The sequence below is a fragment of the Rubrivivax gelatinosus IL144 genome (genome assembly GCF_000284255.1).
Taxonomy (GTDB): Bacteria; Pseudomonadota; Gammaproteobacteria; order Burkholderiales; family Burkholderiaceae_C; genus Rubrivivax; species Rubrivivax gelatinosus_A.
On the sequence record NC_017075.1, the window covers coordinates 3,960,950 to 3,985,442 of the forward strand.

The window sequence follows — 24,493 nt, forward strand, 5'->3', positions numbered from 1 at the left end:
TGTAAACAATATTGTTTACATCAACAAGCTCCGCCGGAGCTAACCCACGGCTGAAGCTTCAGGCCGAGGCCATCGCCGAACACGCCTCGGCGCAGCGCCGGCAGGCGTCGGCGCAGCGGCGGCAGTGGTCGTGGTCGTGGCGCTCGCATTCGGCAGCGCAGCGGCGGCAGACGTCGGCACACAGCGCGGCGGCCGGGGCCAGGTAGTCGCTGCCGCGCATCAGGTAGGCCGCCACCAGGCGGCAGGCGGCGGCGCAGTCGAGGTCCAGCGCGATGCAGCGCGCCATCAGCGCGACGTCGCGCTCCTTCAGGCAGGCGGCGGTGCAACGTTCGCAGGCCTCGATGCAGGCGAGGCAGACGTCGAGGCCATAACGGCCGGAGTCGGGGGACATGGGCGGCTTTCGGCCCGCGGCGGCGGGCTGGGGTGGAGGGCAGGCGCCAGGCGCGCAGGGCCGTCCCCGGGCAAACGCCGCGCCCCGCCGGTGGCGGGCACGCCGGCCGCGATCAGGCTGGCGGCCGCAGGCGGTCGAAGACCTGTTCCTGCTCGCCCGGCGGCAGCTCGTCGCAGCGTGCGCCGGCCAGCGGGTCTTCGCCCGCCCACCAGGCGGCGGCCGGGCCGGGGTGGTCCAGCGCCGTGACCAGCGCCTCGTTGAACTCGTAGACGCCCCAGGCCAGCCCGGCGTCGCGCAGCGAGGACTGCAGCGCACCTTGCACCAGCGCCCGCACCTGGCGGTGGCCGGCGCTGGCCGGCACCTCGCTGCGGCGGCCGGCGGCGGCTTCGGCGCAAGCGCGCGCGTCGGTCGACGCGTGGCCGCGGCAGGCCAGCGGGCGCACCGGGTAGATGACGCAGACGCCTTGCGCCAGGAAGGGGCAGCGCACCGGCTCGGCGACACGTTCGGCTTCGCTGCGGCGGTGCGTCCTGGCTTCGGCGGCACGCAAGGCGCCGACGAGGTCGATGCCGCGGTCGGCCAGCGGCGGCGCCACGCGGGCGAGGAAGTGCGCGGCCAGCAGCACCTCGGGCATGGTCGCGACGACGCGCAGATGGCAGCAGGTCGCACAGGCCTTGCGGCAGGCGACCGGCGGCTCGTCGGCGCAGCGCAGACGCACGTTGCCGTCGAAGGTGTCGAGCGCCTGCGCCATCAGGCGCTCGACGCCGGCGGTGCTGCCGCGGCCCGCGGCCAGCGTGGCGGCCAGGGCACGGTGCAGCGCGCGGTAGAAGTCCAGGTCGTCGCCGGCGGGCAGATCGGCGTGGGCGGCGGAGGCGGTGTCGACGGTCATCGGCAGGTCTCGGCGCCGGCGGCGCGGCGGAGTCGGCACCTTAACCATGGCGCACGACGCCGGCTTTGCATCGGCGCAAGATCGCCGTGCCACTGGACGAAAATACAGCCGTGACCGACACGCCCGACGCCACCCCCGCCTACACCGTGCCGGTGCGCGCGCTGTGTGCGTTCGCGGCCAAGACCGGCGACCTGGACCTGCGCTTCACGCCAGCGCCCAGCGCCGCCGAAGGCGTGGCCGGCCACCGCCGCGTCGCCGCGCGCCGCGGCCCCGGGCACGAGAGCGAGGTCGCGCTGGAAGGCCGCTGGCAGCAGCTGCGCGTGCGCGGCCGCGCCGACGGCGTCGACCTGGGCCGGGCGCTGGTCGAGGAGGTCAAGACGCACCGCGGCCCGGTCGATCGCATCCCCGAGCACCACCGCGCGCTGCACCGCGCCCAGGCGCGGGTCTACGCCGCGCTGCTGGCCGCCGCGCACGCGCTGCCGCGTGTGACGGTGCGCGTGCTCTACTGGGACGTCGACCGCGAGAGCGAGACCACCTTCGACGAGACGCTGACCGCGGCCGAGCTGCAGGCCCACTTCGAGGCGCTGTGCAGCCGCTTCGCCGCCTGGGCCGACGCCGAGATCGCGCACCGCGCCGCACGCGACGCCGCGCTCGCGGCGCTGGCCTGGCCGCACGACGCTTTCCGCGCCGGCCAGCGTGAACTGGCGACCGCGGTCTACAACGCCGCGCGCGCCGGCCGGCCGCTGCTGGCCCAGGCGCCCACCGGCATCGGCAAGACGATGGCGACGTTGTTCCCGACGCTGAAGGCCCTGCCCGGCCAGCGCCTGGACCGCGTCTTCTTCCTCGCCGCCAAGACGCCCGGCCGGCGCCTGGCGCTGGACGCGCTGGCCGCGCTGCGCGCCGGCGGCGCACGCCCGCTGCGTGTGCTGCAGCTCGTCGCGCGCGACAAGGCCTGCGCCGAACCCGGCCGCGCCTGCCACGGCGACGACTGCCGGCTGGCGCGCGGCTTCTACGACCGCCTGCCGGCGGCGCGCCAGGCGGCGCTGGGCGCGCTGGAGCACGACCCCGAGGCGCTGCCCGCCGTCGCCGCCGACCACGCCGTCTGCCCCTACTACCTGGCGCAGGAGATGGCGCGCTGGGCCGACGTCGTCGTCGGCGACTTCAACTACGTCTTCGACTCCGGCGCGCTGCTGCACGCCTTGCTGCAGGAGAACGGCTGGCGCGCGGTGGCGCTGGTCGACGAGGCGCACAACCTCGTCTCGCGGGCACGCGAGATGTACAGCGCGACGCTGGACGCCGCCGCCGTGCGCGCCGCCAAACGCAACGCGCCGGCCGCGCTGAAGCGCCCCGTCGAACGCGTGGCGCGTGCGCTGGGCGCGCTGGCGAAAGCCGGCGACGCGCCGTTCGAGGTCGCCGACGCCGCGCCCGACAAGCTGCTCGACGCGCTGCGCAACTACATCTCGGCGGCCAGCGAGCTGGCGGTGCAGCAGCCCACCGCGCTGGCCGGCGACGCGCTGCAGCTGCACTTCGACGCGCTGCGTTTCGCCGAACTGGCCGAGCTGCTGGACCCGGCGACCAGCCAGTTCGACCTGACGCGCCGCCCCAGCGCGCGCGGCCATCCCGAGGCCGTGGCCTGCGTGCGCTGCGTCGTGCCGGCGCCGTTCATCAAGCCGCGTTTCGAGGCCCTGCACACCGCGGTGCTGTTCTCGGCGACGCTGGCGCCGGCGCCCTACCAGCGCGACCTGCTCGGCCTGGGCGAAGGCGCGGCCTGGCTGGACTGCGAGTCGCCGTTCGACGCCGCGCAGCTGGCGGTGCGCATCGCGCCGCTGTCCACGCGTTATGCCGACCGCGAGGCTTCGCTGGCGCCGCTGGCGGCGCTAATCGCGCGCCAGTACGCCGAGATGCCGGGCAACTACCTCGCCTTCTTCAGCAGCTTCGACTACCTGGAACGCACCGCCACCGCGCTGCAGGCCGCCGCGCCCGAGCTGCCGCTGCGCTGCCAGCAGCGTCGCATGGACGAAGCCGAACGCCGCGCCTTCATCGATTCCTTCGCCGAAGGCGGGCGCCAGGTCGGCCTGGCGGTGCTGGGCGGCGCCTTCGGCGAAGGCATCGACCTGCCGGGCTCGCGCCTCGTGGGCGCCTTCGTCGCGACGCTGGGCCTGCCGCCGGTGGACGCCGTGCAGGAGGCGATGAAAGCGCGGCTGGAAGCGCGCTTCGGCGCCGGCTGGGCCTACACCTACCTCGTGCCCGGGCTGCAGAAGGTGGTGCAGGCCGCCGGGCGCGTGATCCGCACACCGGAGGACCGCGGCGTGCTGCACCTCGTCGACGACCGTTTCGGCCGCGCCGAGGTCCGGGCGCTGCTGCCCGGGTGGTGGCGGGTGCGGCGGGGCGGCTGAGACAACAGGACGTCGTGCAGGCGCGAACGCCGGGCCGGCCGTTGCTGGTGATCCCGGCGTCGGGCACCTGAGCCAACCACGGCGATGCGCCTATCGCCCAAAACCGATATTGTCACGATATCTGCACGTCGCCGTCTGGCAACGCCCGCGCAACGGCGGCCACCGCCTGAGCTAGGAAAGCGCGTAGCTTGCTTCGCCGAGAGCGCGGCCGCTGTCGCTGTCGCTGCCGATCACGCCCGATCGGGTCGTCGCCGGGCCTGTCGTCGGCCACTTCTTCGACAACCTGCTGCCCGACGACGAGCGCATCCGGCGGCGCATCGGGGCCCGTTTTCGTGTCGGCTCGACCGAAGCGTTCGAGCTGCTCCAGGCGATCGGGCGCGACTGCGTCGGCGCCGGTCGCTCAGGTCGAGCCGGCGATCGCGGCCGTCGAGGCGGAGTTGCAGGCAGGCTTCCCGCCACGCACCGCCGACTCCATCTTCGCCGGCCTGCGGCAGCAGGTCGTGGCCTGGGAACGAGGGCTGGCCGAGGTCGGCTGAACCTCGGGCGCCGGCCGCCGATGCTCAGCGGATGAACGCGTCGTACCCGGTCTTCAGGATCAGCGCCGCGACGACGACGATGAACACGTGGCGCACGAAGCCGGCGCCGTGTTTGAGCGCAAGCCGCGAGCCGATCAGGCTGCCGGCGACGTTGGCCACCGCCATCGTCAGGCCGATGTGCCACCAGACGTGGCCCTTGGCGGCGAAGAGGCCGATCGCGGCCAGGTTCGTCGCCACGTTCAGCAGCTTGGCCGAGGCCGAGGCGTTGAGGAAGTCGTAGCCCAGGAGGCGCACGAACAGGAAGATGAAGAAGCTGCCGGTGCCCGGGCCGAAGAAGCCGTCGTAGAAGCCGATGACCAGGCCGATGGCCGAGGCGCCGGCGATCTCGGCGCTGCGCGAGGCGATCGGCGCGTGGTGCTGGCCCAGGTCCTTGCGCGCCACGGTGTAGAGCAGCACGGCCAGCAGGATCAGCGGCAGCGCCTTGCGCAGGAAAGCCGGGTCGACCAGCGTCACCGCCCAGGCGCCGAGCAGCCCGCCGACGAGCGCCGCGCCCGCCGCCGGCCCGAGTACCGCCCAGCGCAGGTCCACACGCCGCGCGTACTGCCAGCAGGCGAACGAGGTGCCCCAGACCGACGCACTCTTGTTGGTGCCGAACAGCGTGGCCGCCGGCGCCTGCGGGTAGGCGGCGAACAGCGCCGGCACGAGGATCAGCCCGCCGCCGCCGACGATGGAGTCGACGAGGCCGGCGAAGAACGAAGCGAAGGTGACGAGAGCGAGGTCCATCGGGAAGCGGCGGCCCCGCAGGCGGGGCGAACAGTCGGATCGAAGAGGCGCGGCCGCGCGCGCCGGCCGTCGGGCGACGGCGGGCGCGCATTGTCTCAGGGCGCCACAGGGGACAATCGGCACGATGGACACGACCGACTTCGCCCTGCGCGGCGACTACATCACGCTGGACGCGCTGCTCAAGGCCACCGGCTGGGCTTCCAGCGGCGGCGACGCCAAGGCCGCCATCGCCGACGGCCGCGCCGTGGTCAACGGCGAAGCCGAAACGCGCCGCGGGCGCAAGCTGCGCGCCGGCGACGTCGTCGAGTTCGACGGCCACCGCGCGGCGATCCAGGCCGCCGCCTGAAGGAGCCGCCGATGGCGCTGGACCTCACCGCCCTGCTGGCCGAGCCGCTGCCCGCCACGACCAAAGGCCTGGCCGCCCGCGCGGTGGGCCGGCCGCTGGCCGATCTCGGCTCGCTGCGCCTGACGCTGACGGGCGGCGAGCTGCCGTGGCCGGTGGCCGTGCTGAAAGACTCGGCACTGGCGCACAACAGCGCCTGGATGCGCGACTTCTGCGCCCGCGCCGGCGTCAGCCTCTGCCCGCACGGCAAGACGACGATGGCGCCGCAGCTCTTCGAGCGCCAGCTCGCCGACGGCGCCTGGGGCCTGACCGCCGCCACCGCGGCCCACGTGCGCAGCTACCGCCGCTTCGGCGTGCCGCGCGTGCTGCTGGCCAACCAGCTGGTCGGCGCGGCCAACGTCGACCTCGTGCTGGCCGAACTGGCCGCCGACCCGGGTTTCGACTGCTACACGCTGGTCGACTCCGAAGCCGCGCTGGCCGAGCTGCTGGCCGGGCTGGCGCGCCGGCCGATCGGCCGGCCGCTGCAGGTGCTGCTGGAACTGGGCGCGCCGGGCGCACGCACCGGCGTGCGCGGGCGCGACGCCGCGCTGGCGCTGGGCCGTGCGATCCGCGCCGCCGCGCCGGCCGTCGTGCTGCGCGGCATCGAAGCCTACGAAGGCGTCGTGCCGGGCGACGGCGAAGCCGCAGTCGAACTGGCGGCGCTGATGCTGATCGAGCGGATCGGCGACACCGCCGCGGCCGGCGTCGCCGAGGGCTGGTTCGCGCCCGGCGAGCTGATCGTCTCGGCCGGCGGCTCGCAGTTCTTCGACCTGGCGGCCCAGGTGCTGGCGGCGGTGGCCGCGCGCCCCGGCGGCCCGGCGGTGCGCCCGGTGCTGCGCAGCGGCTGCTACCTGTCGCACGATGCGCTGCACTACGAACGTATGCAGGCCCGGCTGCGCCAGCGCGCCGGCGCGGCCTGGGGCCGCGGCCCGGGGCTGCGCAACGCGCTGGAGGTCTGGACCGTCGTGCAGTCGGTGCCCGAACCCGGCCGCGCGATCTGCGCCGCCGGCAAACGCGACCTGTCGCACGACCTGATGCTGCCGCAGCCGGTGGGATGGTGGCCGGCCGGCGAAGCGGCGCCGCGGTCGGTTCCCTCGGGGATCAAGACCGTGGCGCTGTCGGATCAGCACGCCTGGGTGGACGCGGCCGACGGCGCGATGCCCTGGCGCGTCGGCGACCTGGTCGGTTTCGGCGTCGGCCATCCGTGCACGACCTTCGACCGCTGGGGGCTGCTCTACACGGTCGACGACGGGTATCGGGTGACGGGCGGGGTGAGGACGTTCTTCTGAACTTCCTCGGCACCGAGGCGGATCCACGGCGACACCGATGCCTCGGTTGAGAGATTCGTTGGAGTGAGCCGATGCCGATCGAAACCGCACGCTTGAATCTGCTGACGCCGGAGAAAGTGTCCGCCGAGGCGGTGCAGCGCTACTTCGTCGCCAACCGGGCGTTCCTGGCTCACTGGGAGCCGAGACGGCCGGACGATTACTACGATCTGCCGACGATTTCGAAGATGGTCGAGACGCAGCAGGAACAGTTCCGCGCGCGCACCGGCGTCAACTTCTACCTCACGCGGCAGGGGAGCGCGGAGGTCATCGGCACCATCGGGTTCTCGAACATCGTCTACGGCTGCTTCCTGTCGTGCTTCCTGGGTTATCGCTCGAGCCAGGGCAACGAGGGCCAGGGACTGATGCAGGAAGCGCTGAGGGCGGCGATCCAGTGGGTATTCGACTCAATCGCGCTGCATCGCATCGAAGCGAACGTGATGCCGCGAAATCTGGCGTCGAAGCGGGTGCTGGAACGGCTCGGTTTCGAGCTGGAAGGCAGTAGCCGGAGATATCTGAAGATCAACGACGTCTGGGAAGATCATCAGCATTACGTGCTGTTGAACGAGGGCGTCGAGTAGCGGGGTTCCCAGGGCAGAATCAAACAGGCGCCTGCGCGGCACCGTCGACAAGGTCCAGGCGCAAAGTACGGAGGATCCGTGAGCGATTTCGAAGCCAAGCGTGAGACAGCACTTCGCCTTCTCAAGGCGACAGGAATCACCGAATCCAACTACCGCCCGCCGCTTCTGCGCCTCTTGTGGCGCCTGGGGTTTCAGGTTCGTCCACCGCACTTCGCCAGTTTCGGCGCCACGGCCGTATTCGCCGGTTCGTTTTTCGCCATCGGCTGGGGAGCCCTGATGTGGCTGCTGGTGTGGCACAGCGCAGGCATGCCCCCGATGGCCGCCTTGGGTTCGAGCGCCATCGCGGGTGTCGTCTTCGGTCTGGTGATGAGCGCGTACTACGCCTACGGTCGCAAGAAGCACCGCTTGCCGGACTGGGACAGCCTTGGCATCACCAGACTCCGGCAGACAGCCAATACCCACAGCGGCTGAAGCCGCCGGAGCCGCCCTTAGCCCTTCTGGACTTCGTTGACGGCTGTACCGCCGCGCGTGCCACCGCAGTAGCGTGCCGCGGTCACCGGGTGGCCGCGGCAGGAGGCAGGGGCGGCTCGCTCGGCATGGCTGCCCTCCCCTCGAAGGCGGGTTACGGGCTTGGCGGGGGCAGTCGGGCGGCTCAGAATCATCTGTAACGGACGCCGCTTTGGGCCTCATTTTTACGCCTGCGGAACAGCCGGCTCGACGACGGAAACTCAAATACAGCAAAGACTTGAGTCGCTAGTCGAGCGCCTGTTACGCGAGCGTTGGGCGTGATAAACAGCATCGCACGCCGCATACAACACGTTAGGTTCCACAGTCATCGCGAGGAGACACGTGAGCACGCAGAAGACAGTTTGGGCGGACTGCAGAGAGTGCTGCAGAAGTACTCGCCATGAGATCCTGTGCAGCCACACCGAGGAGAGTGATCCAGAGGGGTATCACGAATCACACTCTTGGCAAGTGATCCGATGCCTTGGGTGCCACACCTGCGGCTTCAGGCTTCGACACGATGACTATGAGATGGTGATGGAAGAGGAGGATGGCAAACTAATCCACGACATCACGATCACGCAGCATCCTAGCGTATTGTCCGACCACAAGGCGTTGCGTGAGACATACCTCCTTCCGCCGCTTATCCAGAAGGTATACAAGCAGACGCTCAAGGCCCTGAGCGATAGCTCCTTCGTTCTTGCAGGCATTGGTCTCCGCGCCTGCATCGAGGCAGTGTGCAATGAACTGAAGGTGTCAGGCACCAACCTTGAACGCAGAATCGATCAGTTGTTCAAGGCGGGGCATGTCTCGAACGGAGACAAGCGTCGCCTGCACGCGATCCGATTCCTTGGCAACGACGCAGCACATGAAATCAAGGAACCCAAAGACTCAGACATTCGGGTGGCACTGGACATTGTTGAGCACCTACTGAATTCCGTCTTTCTTCTCGAGAATAAGGCCAAGGTACTAGACACCGTAGCCGAGAACTACGACGACTTCCTAAAGCTTCTGAACAACTGCGCATTGCACTTCAATCAGGCTGCAGCGGTCAGCCTCGCAAGCCTACTTGGCCGAAAGCGTCGGTTGGTAAGCCAAGGCTTTGATGACTTCGAACAGAAGGCCAAGCAAGACGTGGCTGACGGAAAGATCCCTTACCTGAAGCTCGGCCAGGTCTCGAACGCCGGGGGCAAGGATGTCCAATTGTACGAATTTGACCCCGCAAAGGCGAAGCCGGATGATGATGACATTCCGTTCTAACGCTGCGGTGGAACCTAACCCCTCATTCGAGCCGACGCGCTACGGCAGCCAATGCCTGGCCGCTCCAGGCCAAGGTGTTCATCGCCCTTGCGCGGCCAGTCATCGTCTGCCTCCGCGCGCGCCTCAACTCGATTGGACCTTGCACCCCGCCCCAATCGGCTATGGCATCAGTTGCTCGCTCTCGTCTATCAATTCGCTTCTTCGGCGAGGAACTTGTTCCCGCCGAACTGACAGCCATGCTCGGCGCGACGCCCACGACCCAGTACCGCAAAGGTGACGAGCGAACTTCAGCGTCGGGCAAGGTCTACGCGCGCAAGTACGGCGCGTGGATCATTGCGACTGGAAATATGACGCCGGAGGCGATCGACGACCAGCTTGCGGAACTCTTCTGTCAGTTGACTCAGGATCTTTCGGTCTGGTCATTGCTTACCACTCGGTACGACGCCGACGTCTTCTGCGGCCTTTTCATGGAAGAGAGCAACGAGGGCTTCTCCTTGAAACTTTCGACGCTTCTGGCGCTCGCGAGCCGAGGCCTTGAGATCGGCTTCGACATCTACGATCCATGCGACGAAGAAGATGGCCATTCGCCCACCCCGCAAGGCGAGATCTAACCCCTCGGTCGAGGCGAGGCCCAACGGCAAGCCCCCGCCCGCATCCAACTTGTGCGTATCATCCTTCCTGCGGACGGCTCGCCTTGCCATCTCGCCCGCCTCCGCTTGAAGGTTGAGGCTGTAGCAAAACCCTGTTTTGCAGCCCCAAACACAAAACGGCGCCTCTTCAGGCGCCGTTTCTGTTGGCGAAGCCGTTCCCTCCGATCGAGCTGCCGAAATCGACTCCGAGCCCCGTTATCGCGGCGGTCGCCGCCCGTGAGCCCGGAGAAGGGCCTCGCTTCGGGCCTTCACCCCGTCCCGTACCCCGCCTTGGCCAGCTTCTCGATGTTGTGCACCAGGCAGAAGAGCTTGAACTGGGCGTCGACCTTGGTCTGCCCGCGCAGCGTGAAGCGCCGCAGCCCCTTGTTGTGGCGCAGGTTGGCGAAGACCGGCTCCACCGTGCCCATGCGCCGGTCGTACAGCTCGCGCCCGGCCTCGCTGTCGATGAGCGCGCGCATGCGCTGGGTGTACGGGTGCGCGCTGCCGGTATTGGCCTGGAAGAACGCCACCTGCCGCGCTGCGGTCGTCTCGGGTTTCCTCAGACACTGGCCGCGCAGCGCACACGGCCCGCACTGCGCGGCCTGGAAGCGGTAGCGCAGCGAGACATAGCCCCGCTGCATCGCCTCGTGGCCGCCTTGCACCGTGTGGCCGACCGGGCAGGTACAGCAGCGCCGCAGCGCATCGTGCCGGAAGTCCTCGGGCCCGAAGAGTACGGTCTTGCCCGGCTTGCGCGTCTTGTCGTGCAGCGGGTCGGGCCCCGCGCGGTGCTTGGCCTGGTCGGCCAGCCGCGGGTCGCGCTGGCGGCGCTGGTTGTCGGCGATGACGGCGTCGACGCCCATCTCGGCCAGCGCCTTCAGGTTGCTCTCCGAGTGGTAGCCCGCGTCGGCGGTGACGACGGTGTCCTCGCTCATGTGCGCCTGCACCGCGCGCACCGCCGGCAGCAGCAGCGCCTGCTCCGAGCCCGTGCCGTGGGCCTGCGCGTCGACGATGACCTGGTGCTCGGCGTCCACCGTCGCCACGCCGCAGTAGCCCTGGATGACGCCCTTGTCGGTGGCCATCTTGGCCGAGTCGTTGTCGGTGACGTTGCTCTTGCGCACGGCGCCTCGGGCGCCGGTCTTGTCGTGGCGGTGCTCGGCCAGGAAGCGCGTGATGCGCTGGGCCTCGTGCGCCAGCGTCTCGATGTGGCGTTGCTCGCGCACCGGCAGCGTCGGCTCCGGGGCGCCGTCCGCGGCCTGATGGCGGCGCAGCATCGCCTGCGCTGCGTCCAGCATCTTGGCCGCGCGCTGGGCCAGTTCCGAGCGCGTGCCGCTGTGGCGCTTGCTGGCGTTGCCGGGCAGCTTGACGCCGTCGATGGCAAACATCTGCCGGCCGATGAGCCCTTGCGCGTCGCAGACCAGCAGCACGCGCTGAAAGACCTCGGCAATGGGCTCGGCCAGGCGCGAGACGAAACGCGCGATGGTCGTGAAGTGCGGCGCATCGGTGCCGCACAGCGCGATGAAGGTGACGTGGCGCTCGCAGGCCGAGGCGATGGCGCGGCTGGAGACCAGGCCGCGGGAATAACCCAGCAATACGACCTTGAGCAGCACGGCCGGCGAAACCGCAGGCGCTCCGGTCTCGTCGTTGCGATAGAAGGCGTCGAACGCGTCCAGCGGCACCGCGCCGGAGTCGACCAGATGATTGAGCGCGAACTCGAAGGAGCCGGGCAGCAACTGCTCGGCCAGCACCACCGGCAGGAAACACGGCTGGTTGTCGACGGGGCGGTAACGGGCCATCGCGGTGACGGTCGGGAGGATGACGGCAGAGCTTGCAAGCCTCATGCCCCGTCGATAGGCTGCGGCGAACACAGGACGCCGAGGGGGCGCATGAAGGAACGGATCAACAGCGCTGGTGCGGCATGCCGTGCCGGTCGGACCGGCAGCCGCCGCGGTCGAGTTTTTCTACAGCTTCGTTAGCCGCAATATCGTAACGCTCGTTCGCATCGCAATCCTGATTGCCGTCTCCGCAACTGGATTCTCCGCCATTGGCGCAGAGTGCACACCGCAGCAAGAAATTGCCGCCGAAAGGACTGTTTCGACGTTACGCAACTGGAAAGACGTGCATTCAGCCTTTGTCCGTTTTCGTCGCTGCGACGATGGCGCTATTGGGGAAGGCTTTTCCGATTCCGTCTCCATTCTATTTGCCGAGCACTGGGACCAACTCGGCGCACTTCTGAGACTCGCTGCACGGGACCGCTCTTTCCGGCAGTTCGTTCTTCGCCATCTAGACGAAACAGTCCCCGCCGATCGCTGGTCCGCAATTGAGGAAAACGCAAAGAGTCGATGCCCATCGAACGCACGCTTTCTTTGCAGGAGCATTCTGTCCCGTGGCCGAGAAATCGCGACCAACCCCGCGGTCAACATGGACCTGGCGCCTAAGGCCTCGCAAGGACGGCTACCTTCACGTTAGCCCCCTCAGGAACAACAGCGTGCCGAGGCGTGACCCGGCGACAGCCCCCCGCCGGTCCTGCAGCCAATGCCGTCGTTCATCCAAGCGGTCCCCAACGGCGACATCGAGCCCGACTCTCTCATCAGTCCCGCCCCGTCATGGACTGGAAGCTGATCCACCACGGCCCCCCGAACGCAATCCTTGCTGATCGCCGACACGGATCTGTGGTCCCGGCCGTGGAAGACACGAGGCGAAGAGGCTCTGGTGGTCGATGATCCGGTGACAGGCCGCCAGCGCCTGACGCCGTACTTCGTCGAGCCCCACGGCAAGGCCCACGAGTTCGCGGCGACCGAAACTGCGCCGGGCATCTGGTTGATCTATCGGCCGACCGGCCACCGCCACCGATGGCTCGCCCTGCGGCTGGCCGGGTACGTCTTCGGCTTCGCCGGGACGTTCATCTTCGTGCACGGGTTCGAGACGTCGCCGAAAGCGGCGCTGATCGGCGGTGTTCTGCTCGGCCTGGCAGTGGCTGCCGATCGGTATGCGGCGGCCCGCCTGAACGGCGCCAACGCATCAAATCGTTGATCGACAGGCCGTAAGTCCCCGAGCCAGCCGGTTCAGGCCTTCAACCCCCGCAATTCCGCACTCTTCGCCCCCAGCGCCCCCCGATCCGGCTTGCCCGCCGCCGTGACCGGCAGCGCATCGACCCAGACCACCGCCCGCGGCCGCTTGTGGCGTGCCAGGTGCGCGGCCAGGTGGGCGACGATCGTCGCGTCGGGCGGCGGCGTGCCGTCGGCCACCAGCGCCGCGGCGACGGTCTGGCCCCAGGTTTCGTCGGGCACGCCGAAGACCGCCGCGGCGGCGATGCCGGGCAGCGCTTCCAGCACGCGCTCCACCTCGGCCGGGTAGACGTTCTCGCCGCCGGTGACGATCAGGTCGTGGCGGCGGCCGAAGAGTTCGACATGGCCGTCGGCGTGGATGCGGCCGTGGTCGCCGGTGTCGAACCAGGCCTCGGGGTCCAGCGCCGGCTCGCCCAGGTAGCCGTGCATGCGCATCGCGCCACGCACCTGCAGGTGCTCGCCGTCGGCACGCAGTTCGGCGCCGGGCAGCACGGTGCCGCAGCCCCAGGGTTCGGCGTCGAAACGCGCCTCGTACGGCGTGGCGACGATCTGCGAGCAGGTCTCGGTGCAGCCGTAGGTCACGACGACCGGCAGCCGCGCCGCACGCGAGCGGGCAAAGAGCCGCGGCGACGCCGCCGAGCCGCCCAGCAGCAGCGTGCGGAAATACGGCGGCGCCACCCAGCCCGGGTGCGCGTCCAGCGTCAGCGCCAGCATCGTCGGCACCAGCGAGGCCAGCGTGATGCGTTCGTGTTCGATCAAGCCCGGCAGCCGCGCGGCGTCGAAACGCGGCGCCAGCACCAGCGTCGCGCGGGCCGCCAGGCAGCGCGTCAGGATCGACAGCCCGCCGACCCGCGCCAGCGGCATCGCCAGCAGCCAGCGGTCGCCGGCCTGCCAGCCGACGTTGGCCGCGTGCGCAGCGGCCGACGCGCGGAAGGCGGCGCGTGTCAGCACCGCGCCGCGCGAGCGGCCGGTGGTGCCCGAGGTGAAGATCACCGCCGCGGCGTCGGCCGGCAAGGCGCCGGCGGCTTCGCAGGCGGCGATCTCGGCCGCGTGTTCGGCGGCCGTGGCACGCGGGTGCAGCAGCAGCGCCGGCACGCCGGCTTCCAGCAAGGCCAGCAGTTCGACGACGGTGGCCAGCGCGTTGTGGCCGACCACCGGCACGGCCTCGTGCCGGCCGCTCAGCGCGGCGAAACGCGGCTCGGCGGCGGCGGCCAGTTCGGCCCAGGTCCAGGTGCGGCCGTCCTCGGCGACGACGGCCGGCGCGGCGCCGGCCTCGTGTGCCGCGGCGCGGACGGACAGCGCGCCGTCGTCGCCGCCGCTCACGGCAGGCGCGGGAACTTGCGGAAGTCCGGCTTGCGCTTTTCCAGGAAGGCGTTCTTGCCTTCCTTGCCTTCTTCGGAGAGGTAGTACAGCAGCGTGGCGTTGCCAGCCAGCTCCTGCAGCCCGGCCTGGCCGTCGCAGTCGGCGTTCAGCGCCGCCTTCAGGCAGCGCAGCGCGATCGGGCTGTTGGCCAGCATCTCGCGGCACCACTGCACGGTCTCTGCTTCCAGCCGCTCGTAAGGCACGACGCAGTTGACGAGGCCCATGTCCAGCGCCTCCTGCGCGCCGTACTGGCGGCACAGGAACCAGATCTCGCGCGCCTTCTTCTGGCCGACGATGCGCGCCATGTAGCTGGCGCCGTAGCCGCCGTCGAAGCTGCCGACACGCGGGCCGGTCTGGCCGAAACGTGCGTTGTCGGCGGCGATCGTCAGGTCGCAGATCATGTGCAGCACGTGGCCGCCGCCGATCGCGTAACCGGCGACCATCGCCACGACGGGCTTGGGCAGCGTGCGGATCTGGCGCTGCAGGTCCAGCACGTTCAGGCGCGGCACGCCGTCGCCGCCGACATATCCGCCGTGGCCGCGCACACGCTGGTCGCCGCCCGAGCAGAAGGCGTCCTTGCCGGCGCCGGTGAGGATGATGACGCCGACGTTCTCGTCGTCGCGCGCATCGGCGAAAGCGCGTTCCATCTCCTGCACCGTCTCCGGGCGGAAGGCGTTGCGCACCTCGGGGCGGTTGATCGTGATCTTGGCGATGCCCTCTTCGCTCTTTTCGTAGACGATGTCGCCATAGCCGGCGACGGCGGTCCAGGCGGGGACGGGCGGCAGTTCGGTCGTGCTCATGCGCTCTCGGAGTCGGACGAAAGCGCCGACTCTAGCTTGAGCAAGGTCATGCGCGCCCCGGGTTGGCGCAAACCGGAGGCAGGACGCTCAGACCTCTGTGTCGGCTTCCCGTCGGAGCGCAGCCTCGATCTCCGACCGACGGGCGTGCTCGCCTTCGATGCGGTGCCGCAGCATCAGCGGCTCGAAGTGCTGCGGCGCCTCGTCGCAGGCGAGGTTCTGCGACTTCATCTGCGAGATTCCAGGTGAACGGGTTCACCTATGAGTTTCGGCACTCCTTTGCGACTCCCTTTGCGAGATTTGAAGCTGGATCCTGGAGGACCGAGGGGGCCTCAGCCAGCAGCTTCAGTCCCGCGCCGTCGACACCAGCACGTCGCTGCTGCCTTCGGCCAGCACGTGGCGCGTCGTGCTGCCCAGCAGCAGGTCGACGCCGGCGGCGCGGCCGTGTTTGCCGAGCACGACGAGGTCGCAGCCGAGTTCGGCTTCCTGCTCGACGATGCGCAGCGAGGCGTCGCCTTCGACGACTCGTGCCGTCCACTGCGCGGCGCGCAGCCCGCAGGCTTCGGCCAGGGCGTGCACGCGGCGCGTGGCCTCCAGCCGGGCGGCTTCGCGGTAACGCTCGACGGTGGCTTCGTCGACGTCGGCGTAGCGCAGCTTCTCGCCAAAGGGCACCTCGTAGGCGGCCAGCAGCACCAGCTGCGCATGCGGCGCGACGCGGTGCGCCAGCGCCAGCGCCGGTGCCGACCAGGGCGAGAAGTCGACCGCGACCAGCGCCCGCCGGTAAGCCTCGTGCGGCGCCTGGCGCACGACGAGCAGCGGGCGGGCGCTGCGCCGCATCAGCCGCTCGGCGGTGCTGCCCAGCACCAGCCGGCGCAGAAAGCCGTTGCCGCGGGCGCCCAGCACCAGCAGGCCGGCGTCGCGTGCTTCGGCTTCGCGCAGGATCTCGTCGAGCACCGGGCCGGTGGCACAGACGGCGGCCGGCTCGACGCGGCGCCTCGCCTTCAGCTCGGCCACCTGGGCAGCCAGCGCGGCGTCGGCTTCGTCGCGCATCGCCTGCACCGGCGCGGTGTCGCTGCCCAGCCAGGCACGCAGCGCCTCCAGCGCGTCGCCGGGCAGCACGTGCACCAGCGCCAGCGGCGCGCCGGTCTCGTGCGCCAGGCGGGCGGCACGTTCGGCGGCCTGGCGGGCCTGCGGCGAGAAGTCGGTGGCGGCGATCACGGGGGCGGTCGGGTGCATGCGCGCGTCCTCGGCAACGTCCCGCTCAAGGCGGCGGGGCCGGGTCCATTCTGGGAAGACAGGCCGCGATTCCGCCGCCGGTGGGGGCTTGGCCCTGCGTCGCATCAACGCCGCGCGGGTTTCACGCAAAATCACGGAACTTCTCGCAAGTCCTTGAATCACCGGCGTTTTTCGGCGTCGACCGCGGGCTGCGGGCGTTTCGCCCCTAGACTCGGGCTCCGATGTCCCTCCTGATCCTGCTCGTATTGCCGCTCGTCGGCAGCGCGGTGGCCGCGCTGTTGCCGACGAACGCGCGCAACCTCGATTCGGTCTGGGCCGCGCTGGTCGCTCTGGCCGTCGCGCTGCCGCTGGCGCTGCTGTATCCCGAAGTCGCCGCCGGCGGCGTGGTCGTCGAACGCCTCGCCTGGCTGCCCAGCCTGGGGCTGGACCTCGTCGTGCGCCTGGACGGCTTCGCCTGGATGTTCGCGATGCTGGTCGCGGGCATGGGACTGCTGGTCATCCTCTACGCGCGCTACTACCTCTCGGCCGAGGACCCGGCGGCACGTTTCTATTCGCTGCTGCTGGGCTTCATGGGCGCGATGCTGGGTGTCGTCGTCTCGGGCAACCTGCTGCAGATGGTGGTGTTCTGGGAGCTGACCAGCGTCTTCTCCTTCCTGCTGATCGGCTACTGGACGCACCGCCGCGACGCCCGCCGCGGCGCGCGCATGGCCTTCACCGTCACCGCCACCGGCGGGCTTGCGCTGCTGGCCGGCGTGCTGCTGCTGGGCCACGTGGTCGGCAGCTACGAGCTCGACGAGGTGCTGGCCGCCGGCGACGTCGTGCGCCAGCACGCGCTGTACCCCTGGATCCTGGTGCTGGTGCTGGCCGGGGCGCTGACCAAGAGCGCGCAGTTCCCGTTCCACTTCTGGCTGCCGCACGCGATGGCGGCGCCGACGCCGGTGTCGGCCTATCTGCACTCGGCGACGATGGTCAAGGCCGGCGTCTTCCTGCTGGCGCGGATGTGGCCGGTGCTGTCGGGCACCGAACCCTGGTTCTGGATCGTCGGCGGCGCCGGGCTGGCGACGCTGCTGCTGGGCGCCTGGGCGGCAATGTTCCAGAACGACCTGAAGGCGCTGCTGGCCTATTCGACGATCAGCCACCTGGGGCTGATCACGCTGCTGCTCGGGCTGGACAGCCCGGTGGCGGCGGTCGCGGCGGTGTTCCACATGATGAACCACGCGACCTTCAAGGCCTCGCTGTTCATGTCGGTGGGCATCATCGACCACGAGACCGGCACACGCGACATGCGCCGCCTGGACGGCCTGTACCGCTGCATGCCGGTGACCGGCACGCTGGCCATCGTGGCCTGCGCGGCGATGGCCGGGGTGCCGCTGCTCAACGGCTTCCTGTCCAAGGAGATGTTCTTCGCCGAGACGGTGTTCGTCGGCGCCAACCCGGCGGTGCGCATCGGCCTGCCGGTGGCGGCGACGCTGGCCGGCATCTTCGCCGTCGTCTATTCGCTGCGTTTCGGCCACGACGTGTTCTTCGGCCCCGAGCCGCGCGACCTGCCGCGCGAGCCGCACGAGCCGGTGCGCTGGATGCGCGTGCCGGTGGAGCTGCTGGTCGCCGCCTGCATCGCGGTCGGCACGCTGCCGGCGCTGGTCATCGGCCCGCTGCTGGAAACGGCCGCACGCCCGGTCGTCGGCGGCACGCTGCCCCCATACAGCCTGGCGATCTGGCACGGCCTGAACACGCCGCTGGTCATGAGCGCGGTGGCGCTGGCCGGCGGGCTGATCATTTATCTGTCCTATGCCGAGGCCTTCAAACGCCGGCCGCGGCGCGGCGCGCCGCTGGTCGGGCGCTACGACGGCCGCGTGGTCTTCGAACGCACGCTGGCCTGGACGACGGGGCTGGCGCGCAATGCGCTGCGCGTGGCCGGCACGCGCCGGATGCAGCCGCAGTTGCTGGCGATGGTCGGCGCCGCCGGGCTTACCGGGCTGGCGTCGGCGCTGGTCGTGCCGCTGGAATGGGGCGACCGCGCGCGCATCCCGGCAGCGCCGGGCTTCGTGCTGTTGTGGGCGGTGGGCTGCGCCTGCGCCGTCGGCGCAGCTTTCCAGGCCAAGTACCACCGGCTGGCGGCGCTGACGATGCTGGGCGTCGTCGGCCTGGCGCTGTGCATCACCTTCGCCTGGTTCTCGGCGCCCGACCTGGCGCTGACGCAGCTGGCGGTGGAGGTCGTCACCGTCGTGCTCTTCCTGCTCGGCCTGCGCTGGCTGCCCAAGCGCCTGCAGGACGAGGCCCCGGGCACCGGCGCCCGCGCGCGCTGGCGCCGGCGGCGCGACTTCGTCATCGCGCTGGCCATCGGCACCGGGCTGGCGGCGCTGTCCTTCGCGCTGCTGACGCGCCACGCCCCGCTCAGCATCTCGCCGTACTACCTGGAGAACGCCAAGCCGCTGGGCGGCGGCACCAACGTCGTCAACGTGATGCTGGTCGACTTCCGCGCCTTCGACACGCTGGGCGAGATCACGGTGCTGGGCATCGTCGGCATCACGGTCTACGCGCTGCTCAGGCGCTTCCGCCCGCCGCGCGAGGTGATCCACCGGCCGACGCAGCAGCAGCTCGTCGCGCCCGACGGCCCCAGCGACCTGGCCGAAGACAGCGACGGCGGCGTCGCCGCGCAGCGCTACCTGGAAGTGCCGGCGGTGCTGGTGCGGCTGCTGCTGCCGGTGGCCGGGGTCTTCGCCGTGCACCTGTTCCTGCGCGGCCACGACGAACCCGGCGGCGGTTTCGTCGCCGGGCTGGTGGTGTCGATCGCCTTCATCGCCCAGTACATGGTCTCGGGCACGCGCTGGGTGGAAGAGCGCATGGCGCTGCAGCCCCCGCGATGGATCGCCGTCGGCCTGCTCGTGGCGCTGGCCACCGGGCTGGGCTCGCTGTGGTTCGGCTACCCCTTCCTGACGACGCACACCGCGCATCTGGCGCTGCCCGGGCTGGGCACGCTGCACCTGCCCAGCGCGACGCTGTTCGACCTCGGCGTCTTCGCCGTCGTCGTCGGCTCGACGCTGCTGCTGCTGACGGCGCTGGCCCACCAGTCGCTGCGCGCGCAGCGCCGCCCCGGTGCGGCGCGGGAGGAGGCCTGATGGAAGTCGTCGTCTCGATCGCCATCGGCGTGCTCGGCGGCGCCGGCGTCTGGCTGCTGCTCAGGCCGCGGACCTTCCAGGTGCTGATCGGCCTGTCGCTGCTGTCCTACGCGGTGAACCTGTTCATCTTCAGCGTCGGCAGCCTGGCCGTGAACCGCGAGCCCATCGTCGTGCCCGGCGTCGTGCCCGACCTGCTGAACTACACCGACCCGTTGCCGCAGTCGCTGGTGCTCACCGCCATCGTCATCGGCTTCGCGACGACGGCGCTGTTCCTCGTCGTGCTGCTGGCGCTGCGCGGCCTGTCGGGCGGCGACCACGTCGACGGCCAGGAGGAAGGCTGATGACGGCCGCCGACCTGATCGTCGCCCCGGTGCTGCTGCCGCTGGCCACCGCCGCCGGCATGCTGCTGCTGGGCGAGCAGCGCCGCGGCATCAAGTCCGTGGTCAACACGCTGTCCACCGCCGCCGGCCTGGCCATCGCGATCTTCCTGCTGCTGCAGGTGCACGGCCAGGACGCGCCTTCGGCCTACGCCGTCTACCTGCCGGGCAACTGGCCGGTGCCCTACGGCATCGTGCTCGTCGTCGACCGGCTCTCGGCGCTGATGATGGTGCTGGCCGGCAGCGTGGCCCTGGCCTCGCTGCTGTTCGCGCTGGCGCGCTGGCACCGCGCGGGGGTGTATTTCCACGTGCTCTTCCAGCTGCAGCTGATGGGGCTGTACGGCGCCTTCCTGACGGCCGACCTGTTCAACCTCTTCGTCTTCTTCGAGGTGCTGCTGGCCGCCAGCTACGCGCTGCTGCTGCACGGCGGCGGCCCCGAGCGCGTGCGTGCCGGGCTGCACTACATCGCGATCAACCTGTTCGCCTCACTGCTGTTCCTGATCGGCGTGGCCGTGCTCTACGGCGTCACCGGCACGCTGAACATGGCCGACATCGCGCGCAAGCTGCCGCTGGTGGCCGAGTCCGACCGCGGCCTGCTGCTGGCCGGCGCCTCGCTGCTGGGCGTGGCCTTCCTCGCCAAGGCGGCGCTGTGGCCGCTGAACTTCTGGCTGCCCCCGGCCTACGCCGCGGCCGGCGCGCCGTCGGCGGCGGTGTTCGCGATCCTCACCAAGGTCGGCGTCTACGCCGTGCTGCGGCTGTGGACGCTGTGTTTCCCCGAGAGCGCCGGCCCCTCGGCCTTCTACGGCGCCGAGCTGCTGGCCTGGGGCGGCATCGCGACGCTGGCCTACGGCTCGGTGGGCATGCTGGCCTCGCAGCAGCCGGCGCGGCTGGCCGGCTACAGCGTCATCGCCTCGTCGGGCACGCTGATCGCGGCCATCGGCCTGCACGAGCCGACGCTGGCCGCCGGCGCGCTGTACTACCTGGCGAGCTCGACGCTGGCCGGCGCGGCGATGTTCCTGCTCGTCGAGCTGCTCGAACGTGCACGCGAGGTCGAGACCGCGCCACCGCAGGCCGACTCCGGCGACGAGGAACTGCCCGACTTCATCGACACCGCGCCGCCGGCCATCGTCAACCTCGACGACGACGAGGAGGCGCTGATCGGCCGCGCGATCCCGGCCGCGCTGGCCTTCATCGGCGTGGCCTTCGGCATCTGCGGCCTGGCGCTGTCGGGGCTGCCGCCGCTGTCGGGCTTCGTCGGCAAGCTGGCGATGCTGTCGGCGCTGCTGCCGCGCCGCGACCTCGCGGCCTGGGTGTTCTTCGCCATGCTGATCCTCTCCGGGCTGATGGCCGCCACGGCGCTGGTGCGCATCGGCATCCGCCACTTCTGGACCTCGGGCGACCGGCCGGCGCCGACGCTGCGCATCGTCGAAGGCCTGCCGGTGGCCGGGCTGCTGGCGGCGCTGGTGACGCTGGTCGTGCTCGGCGAGCCGATGCTCGAGTACACCCGCGCGACGACCGAGGCGCTGCAGTCGCCCACGCTCTACATCGACGCCGTGCTGCGCGCCGAGCCGCTGCCGGCCCCGACGCTGGAGGCCGCACGATGAAGCGCCTGCTGCCCGCGCCGCTGCTGTCGGCCGGCCTGTTCGTCATGTGGCTGATGCTGCGGCCCACGTTCACGCCCGGCTCGCTGCTGCTGGGCGCGCTGCTGGCGCTGGTGATGCCGCCGCTGATGTCGCCGCTGCGCCCGGCCGCCGGCCCGGTGCGCCGGCCGCTGGCGGTGGCGCGCCTGGTGGCCAACGTCGGCGTCGACGTCGTGCTGTCGGCGCTGGACGTCGCGCGCGGCGTGCTGTCGGCGCGCCGCCGGCCGCCGCACGGGAGCTTCGTCGTCGTGCCGCTGGAACTGCGCGACGTGCACGCGCTGGCGGCGCTGGCGATGATCACCACCGTCGTGCCGGGCACGATCTGGTGCGAACTCGCGCCCGACCGCAGCGCGCTGCGCCTGCACGTGTTCGACCTCGTCGGCGAAGCCGAGTTCGTGGCGCACTTCAAGCAGCGTTACGAACGCCCGCTCAAGGAGATCTTCGAATGACGCCGCTGCTCGCCTGGTCCATCGCCGGGACGCTGGCGCTGTACGCGCTGGCGATGGCCATCGGCCTGGCGCGCCTGATGCGCGGGCCGAGCGCGCAGGACCGCGTGCTCGCGCTGGACTTCATCTACGTCGTCGGCATGCTGATGATGCTGGCGCTGGCCGTGCTCTACGACAGCCGCATGTACTTCGAAGGCGCGCTGCTGATGGTGCTGTTCGGCTTCGTCGGCTCGGTGGCGATGGCCAAGTTCCTGCTGCGCGGGGAGGCCATCGAATGAACATCGTCTGGACCGAAGTCGTCGTCGCGGCGCTGCTGCTGGCCTCCGGCGGCATCGTGCTGACCGCGGCGCTGGGGCTGTGGCGGCTGCCGGACTTCTTCGCCCGCATGCACGCGCCGGCGCTGGCCTCGACGCTGGCCACCTGGCTGGTCGGCGCGGCGACCATCGTGCACTTCAGCATCCGCGAGGGGCAGCTGTCGCTGCACGTCTGGCTGGCGGTGGTGCTGCTGTCGATCACCGCGCCGGTGACGACGATGGTGCTGGCGCGCGCGGCGCTGTTCCGCCGCCGCCATGCCGGCGACGACCTGCCGCCGCCGCTGGCCGGCGAGCGGCCGCGCCAGCCCCGCGACCTTGATGCAGCCGACGACTAGGAGTCTGCGCGGCAGAAGCCGAGCAGACTCCTAGCCTTCGGCTTTACGTACGGCTCCCCCGAGCCCCCTCCGCGAGGGTGCTCCCGCTCGTTCGACGGCTCCCTCCAGCCTCCCTCCACGAGGGAGGCTCCGGTCAGTCCGACGAGCGGTTCTGCGCCGTGGAGCCGCACAGACTCCTAGCGAATGTCGTCGGGCAGCTCGATCTTCACTTCCAGGATCTCGAAGTTGTCCTGGCGCTCGACGCTGACCTTCACGTCCTCGGGCGAGATCTTCACGTACTTGGCGATCACCGCCATCAGCTCCTGCTGCATCTGCGGCAGGTAGTCGGCGCGCGTGCCGCGGCCCGAGCGCTCGTGGGCAAGGATGATCTGCAGCCGCTCCTTGGCGACGGTCGCCGTCTGCTTCTTCTCTCCGAGGAAAAACGAGAGGAAGGACATCGCGGTTACCTCCCGCCGAACAGGCGCTTGAAGAAGCCGGGCTTCTGGAAGTCGGTGAAACGCATCGGGCGCTCCTCGCCGAGGAAACGCGCGACCACGTCCTTGTAGGCCTCGGCGACGTCGGTGTCCTTCAGGTGGATCGCCGGCAGGCCCTGGTTGCTGGCGTCGAGCACGGCCTGGCTCTCGGGCACCACGCCGATCAGCGGAATGCGCAGGATCTCCTGCACGTCCTTGAGCGACAGCATCTGGCCGCCTTCGACACGCTCGGGGTCGTAGCGCGTGATCAGCAGGTGCTCCTTGACCGGCTCCTTGCCTTCGACCGCGCGCCGGGTCTTGGACGACAGCATGCCCAGGATGCGGTCGCTGTCGCGCACCGACGAGACCTCGGGGTTGGTGACGACCAGCGCCTCGTCGGCGAAGTGCATCGCCATCAGCGCGCCGGTCTCGATGCCGGCCGGGGAGTCGCAGACGACGTAGTCGAAGCCCATCTCGGCGAGCTCGGCGAGCACGCGCTCGACGCCGTCCTGCACCAGCGCGTCCTTGTCGCGCGTCTGGCTGGCGGCGAGCACGAACAGGTTCTCGCAGTTCTTGTCCTTGATGAGCGCCTGCTGCAGCTTGGCCTCGCCATGGATCACGTTGATCAGGTCGTAGACCACGCGGCGTTCGCAGCCCATGATCAGGTCGAGGTTGCGCAGGCCGACGTCGAAGTCGATCACCGCGGTCTTGTGGCCGCGCAGCGCGAGGCCCGAGGCGAAGCTGGCGCTGGTCGTGGTCTTGCCCACGCCGCCCTTGCCGGACGTGACGACAATGATTTTGGTCATCGCTGGGGGGTTCCTCTGGGGTGGCAGGCGCTCGCGCGCCCTCTCAATTCACGGCCAGCGGCTCGACGACGAGCCGCTCGCCTTCCAATCGGACCTGCGCCGGCTTGCCGACGATGTCGTCGGCCAGCGGCGTCTCGGTCGTGCGGTACATGCCGGCCACCGAGACGAGCTGCGGCTCCATGCAGGTACTGAAGATGCGGGCGTTGACGTCGCCGCGCGCGCCGGCGATGGCGCGGCCGCGCAGCGGCGCGTAGACGTGGATGCTGCCGTCGGCGATGACCTCGGCGCCGAAGCTGACGACCGACAGCACGACCAGGTCGCCGCCGCGCGCGTAGACGCGCTGGCCCGAACGCAGCGGCTTGTCGACGATCAGCGTCGTCGCGGCCGCGGCCGCAGCCGGGACTTCGACCTCGCGGATCACCTCGACCTCGCGCACGACTTCCCGCACGACCTCGCGCACCTCGGGCTCCGGGCGCGGCTCGTGGCGCTCGGGCTCGGTCGCCGGCGGCAGGCCGGCTTCGCGCGCCGCGGCCATCTGCGCCTCGCTGCCGCCCTGCGCCGCGACCGCGTGCATGCGGTGGCGCGCCAGGTGCGCCAGCAGCGCGGCGAAGTCGGGCACCGCCTCGCCGTCGCGCAGCGGGCTCAGGTCCAGCACCAGCGGCTCGTCGTCGAACAGCCCGGGGCTGTCGGCGAAACGCTCGTCCAGCGCGGCGCCCAGCGCAGCGGCGTCGGCGACGTGCAGGCGCAGTGCGGTGAGCCACCAGGCGGTGCTCTTGAGGTCGAACAGGGGGGAAGCCGGCGAAACGGACATGGACACGGGAACGGACGACGACGCGGCGGGCGCGCTGCCGGACGACGCGCAAGGTGGAAA

At 70.5% G+C, this 24,493-nt stretch carries 26 protein-coding genes and 1 pseudogene; 16 read left to right on the top strand and 11 right to left on the bottom strand.

Annotated elements, in window-relative coordinates:
- Window positions 1-58 precede the first annotated feature (58 nt).
- Together RGE_RS18125 and RGE_RS18130 are read right to left on the bottom strand one after the other, a co-directional pair.
- Window positions 59-391 (bottom strand): four-helix bundle copper-binding protein, encoded by a 333-nt coding sequence (locus RGE_RS18125; RefSeq protein WP_014429903.1) that lies wholly within the window; start codon window positions 389-391, stop codon window positions 59-61.
- 112 nt (window positions 392-503) lie between these two features.
- Window positions 504-1,277 (bottom strand): YkgJ family cysteine cluster protein, encoded by a 774-nt coding sequence (locus RGE_RS18130; protein ID WP_014429904.1) that lies wholly within the window; start codon window positions 1,275-1,277, stop codon window positions 504-506.
- Between the two features lie 110 nt (window positions 1,278-1,387).
- On the opposite strand from RGE_RS18130, the gene RGE_RS18135 reads away from it, so the two are divergent.
- A complete protein-coding gene (locus RGE_RS18135) occupies window positions 1,388-3,673 on the top strand; it encodes an ATP-dependent DNA helicase (protein ID WP_014429905.1) in 2,286 nt (761 codons plus the stop codon).
- A 187-nt stretch (window positions 3,674-3,860) separates the two neighbouring features.
- Window positions 3,861-4,067: pseudogene (locus tag RGE_RS25010) on the top strand (HipA N-terminal domain-containing protein); the annotation flags it as partial.
- Window positions 4,068-4,233: 166 nt separating this feature from the next.
- Here the strand turns inward: RGE_RS25010 and RGE_RS18140 are convergent.
- Entirely contained in the window at window positions 4,234-4,992 is a 759-nt protein-coding gene (locus tag RGE_RS18140; RefSeq protein WP_014429907.1) for a sulfite exporter TauE/SafE family protein, read from the bottom strand.
- Between the two features lie 124 nt (window positions 4,993-5,116).
- Between RGE_RS18140 and RGE_RS18145 the strand changes: the two genes are divergently transcribed.
- From RGE_RS18145 to RGE_RS18170, 6 genes are all read left to right on the top strand, one after another.
- Complete coding sequence (locus RGE_RS18145; protein ID WP_014429908.1) at window positions 5,117-5,338, top strand: RNA-binding S4 domain-containing protein; 222 nt, start codon at window positions 5,117-5,119, stop codon at window positions 5,336-5,338.
- 11 nt (window positions 5,339-5,349) lie between these two features.
- Window positions 5,350-6,663, top strand: a complete 1,314-nt coding sequence (locus RGE_RS18150) for a type III PLP-dependent enzyme domain-containing protein (RefSeq protein ID WP_014429909.1) — start codon at window positions 5,350-5,352, stop codon at window positions 6,661-6,663.
- A 71-nt stretch (window positions 6,664-6,734) separates the two neighbouring features.
- A complete protein-coding gene (locus RGE_RS18155; protein WP_014429910.1) occupies window positions 6,735-7,280 on the top strand; it encodes a GNAT family N-acetyltransferase in 546 nt (181 codons plus the stop codon).
- A gap of 78 nt (window positions 7,281-7,358) precedes the next feature.
- On the top strand, window positions 7,359-7,751 hold the full coding sequence (locus RGE_RS18160; RefSeq protein ID WP_014429911.1) for a DUF6404 family protein: 393 nt from the start codon (window positions 7,359-7,361) through the stop codon (window positions 7,749-7,751).
- Between the two features lie 570 nt (window positions 7,752-8,321).
- Entirely contained in the window at window positions 8,322-9,044 is a 723-nt protein-coding gene (locus RGE_RS18165; RefSeq protein WP_158443101.1) for a DUF4145 domain-containing protein, read from the top strand.
- Window positions 9,045-9,118: 74 nt separating this feature from the next.
- A complete protein-coding gene (locus RGE_RS18170) occupies window positions 9,119-9,655 on the top strand; it encodes a DUF4279 domain-containing protein (RefSeq protein WP_232504955.1) in 537 nt (178 codons plus the stop codon).
- Between the two features lie 287 nt (window positions 9,656-9,942).
- Here RGE_RS18170 and RGE_RS18175 read toward each other — a convergent pair whose 3' ends face one another.
- Complete coding sequence (locus RGE_RS18175) at window positions 9,943-11,466, bottom strand: IS1182 family transposase (RefSeq protein WP_043784266.1); 1,524 nt, start codon at window positions 11,464-11,466, stop codon at window positions 9,943-9,945.
- Window positions 11,467-11,581: 115 nt separating this feature from the next.
- Here RGE_RS18175 and RGE_RS24145 point away from each other — a divergent pair, with 115 nt between their 5' ends.
- Together RGE_RS24145 and RGE_RS18180 are read left to right on the top strand one after the other, a co-directional pair.
- Window positions 11,582-12,139, top strand: coding sequence for a hypothetical protein (locus tag RGE_RS24145; RefSeq protein WP_148280224.1), 558 nt, complete (start codon window positions 11,582-11,584; stop codon window positions 12,137-12,139).
- Window positions 12,140-12,319: 180 nt separating this feature from the next.
- A complete protein-coding gene (locus RGE_RS18180) occupies window positions 12,320-12,703 on the top strand; it encodes a hypothetical protein (protein ID WP_148280225.1) in 384 nt (127 codons plus the stop codon).
- A 32-nt stretch (window positions 12,704-12,735) separates the two neighbouring features.
- On the opposite strand, the gene RGE_RS18185 is transcribed toward RGE_RS18180, so the two are convergent.
- The 4 genes from RGE_RS18185 to RGE_RS18195 all read right to left on the bottom strand — a co-directional run bounded on the left by RGE_RS18185 (window position 12,736) and on the right by RGE_RS18195 (window position 16,133).
- Entirely contained in the window at window positions 12,736-14,061 is a 1,326-nt protein-coding gene (locus tag RGE_RS18185; RefSeq protein WP_014429917.1) for a class I adenylate-forming enzyme family protein, read from the bottom strand.
- Window positions 14,058-14,900 (bottom strand): 1,4-dihydroxy-2-naphthoyl-CoA synthase, encoded by an 843-nt coding sequence (gene menB, locus RGE_RS18190; protein WP_014429918.1) that lies wholly within the window; start codon window positions 14,898-14,900, stop codon window positions 14,058-14,060. Before menB ends, RGE_RS18185 begins: the two co-directional genes overlap by 4 nt.
- A gap of 87 nt (window positions 14,901-14,987) precedes the next feature.
- The gene (locus RGE_RS24400; RefSeq protein WP_014429919.1) at window positions 14,988-15,128 is read right to left on the bottom strand and encodes a hypothetical protein; all 141 of its coding nucleotides are present in this window, start codon (window positions 15,126-15,128) and stop codon (window positions 14,988-14,990) included.
- 114 nt (window positions 15,129-15,242) lie between these two features.
- A complete protein-coding gene (locus tag RGE_RS18195) occupies window positions 15,243-16,133 on the bottom strand; it encodes a universal stress protein (RefSeq protein ID WP_014429920.1) in 891 nt (296 codons plus the stop codon).
- Window positions 16,134-16,354: 221 nt separating this feature from the next.
- Here RGE_RS18195 and RGE_RS18200 point away from each other — a divergent pair, with 221 nt between their 5' ends.
- Genes RGE_RS18200 through mnhG form a run of 6 tightly spaced genes read left to right on the top strand, consistent with a single transcriptional unit; the run spans window position 16,355 to window position 22,364 of the window.
- Window positions 16,355-19,252 carry a monovalent cation/H+ antiporter subunit A gene (locus tag RGE_RS18200; protein WP_014429921.1) on the top strand — a complete coding sequence of 966 codons (2,898 nt, stop codon included), beginning with the start codon at window positions 16,355-16,357 and terminating at the stop codon, window positions 19,250-19,252.
- Window positions 19,252-19,593 carry a Na+/H+ antiporter subunit C gene (locus RGE_RS18205; protein ID WP_014429922.1) on the top strand — a complete coding sequence of 114 codons (342 nt, stop codon included), beginning with the start codon at window positions 19,252-19,254 and terminating at the stop codon, window positions 19,591-19,593. The genes RGE_RS18200 and RGE_RS18205 overlap by 1 nt, the downstream gene beginning before the upstream one ends.
- Window positions 19,593-21,233, top strand: coding sequence for a monovalent cation/H+ antiporter subunit D (locus tag RGE_RS18210; protein WP_014429923.1), 1,641 nt, complete (start codon window positions 19,593-19,595; stop codon window positions 21,231-21,233). The genes RGE_RS18205 and RGE_RS18210 overlap by 1 nt, the downstream gene beginning before the upstream one ends.
- Window positions 21,230-21,718, top strand: coding sequence for a Na+/H+ antiporter subunit E (locus RGE_RS18215; protein WP_014429924.1), 489 nt, complete (start codon window positions 21,230-21,232; stop codon window positions 21,716-21,718). The genes RGE_RS18210 and RGE_RS18215 overlap by 4 nt, the downstream gene beginning before the upstream one ends.
- Window positions 21,715-21,993, top strand: coding sequence for a K+/H+ antiporter subunit F (locus tag RGE_RS18220; protein WP_014429925.1), 279 nt, complete (start codon window positions 21,715-21,717; stop codon window positions 21,991-21,993). The genes RGE_RS18215 and RGE_RS18220 overlap by 4 nt, the downstream gene beginning before the upstream one ends.
- The gene (mnhG, locus tag RGE_RS18225) at window positions 21,990-22,364 is read left to right on the top strand and encodes a monovalent cation/H(+) antiporter subunit G (protein ID WP_014429926.1); all 375 of its coding nucleotides are present in this window, start codon (window positions 21,990-21,992) and stop codon (window positions 22,362-22,364) included. Before RGE_RS18220 ends, mnhG begins: the two co-directional genes overlap by 4 nt.
- 176 nt (window positions 22,365-22,540) lie before the next feature.
- Here the strand turns inward: mnhG and minE are convergent, their stop codons facing one another.
- Genes minE through minC form a run of 3 tightly spaced genes read right to left on the bottom strand, consistent with a single transcriptional unit; the run spans window position 22,541 to window position 24,433 of the window.
- Entirely contained in the window at window positions 22,541-22,801 is a 261-nt protein-coding gene (gene minE, locus RGE_RS18230) for a cell division topological specificity factor MinE (protein ID WP_014429927.1), read from the bottom strand.
- A gap of 5 nt (window positions 22,802-22,806) precedes the next feature.
- The gene (gene minD / locus RGE_RS18235) at window positions 22,807-23,622 is read right to left on the bottom strand and encodes a septum site-determining protein MinD (protein ID WP_014429928.1); all 816 of its coding nucleotides are present in this window, start codon (window positions 23,620-23,622) and stop codon (window positions 22,807-22,809) included.
- 43 nt (window positions 23,623-23,665) lie between these two features.
- Window positions 23,666-24,433: a septum site-determining protein MinC gene (gene minC, locus RGE_RS18240; RefSeq protein ID WP_014429929.1), complete on the bottom strand. Its 768-nt coding sequence runs from the start codon at window positions 24,431-24,433 to the stop codon at window positions 23,666-23,668.
- Window positions 24,434-24,493 lie beyond the last annotated feature (60 nt).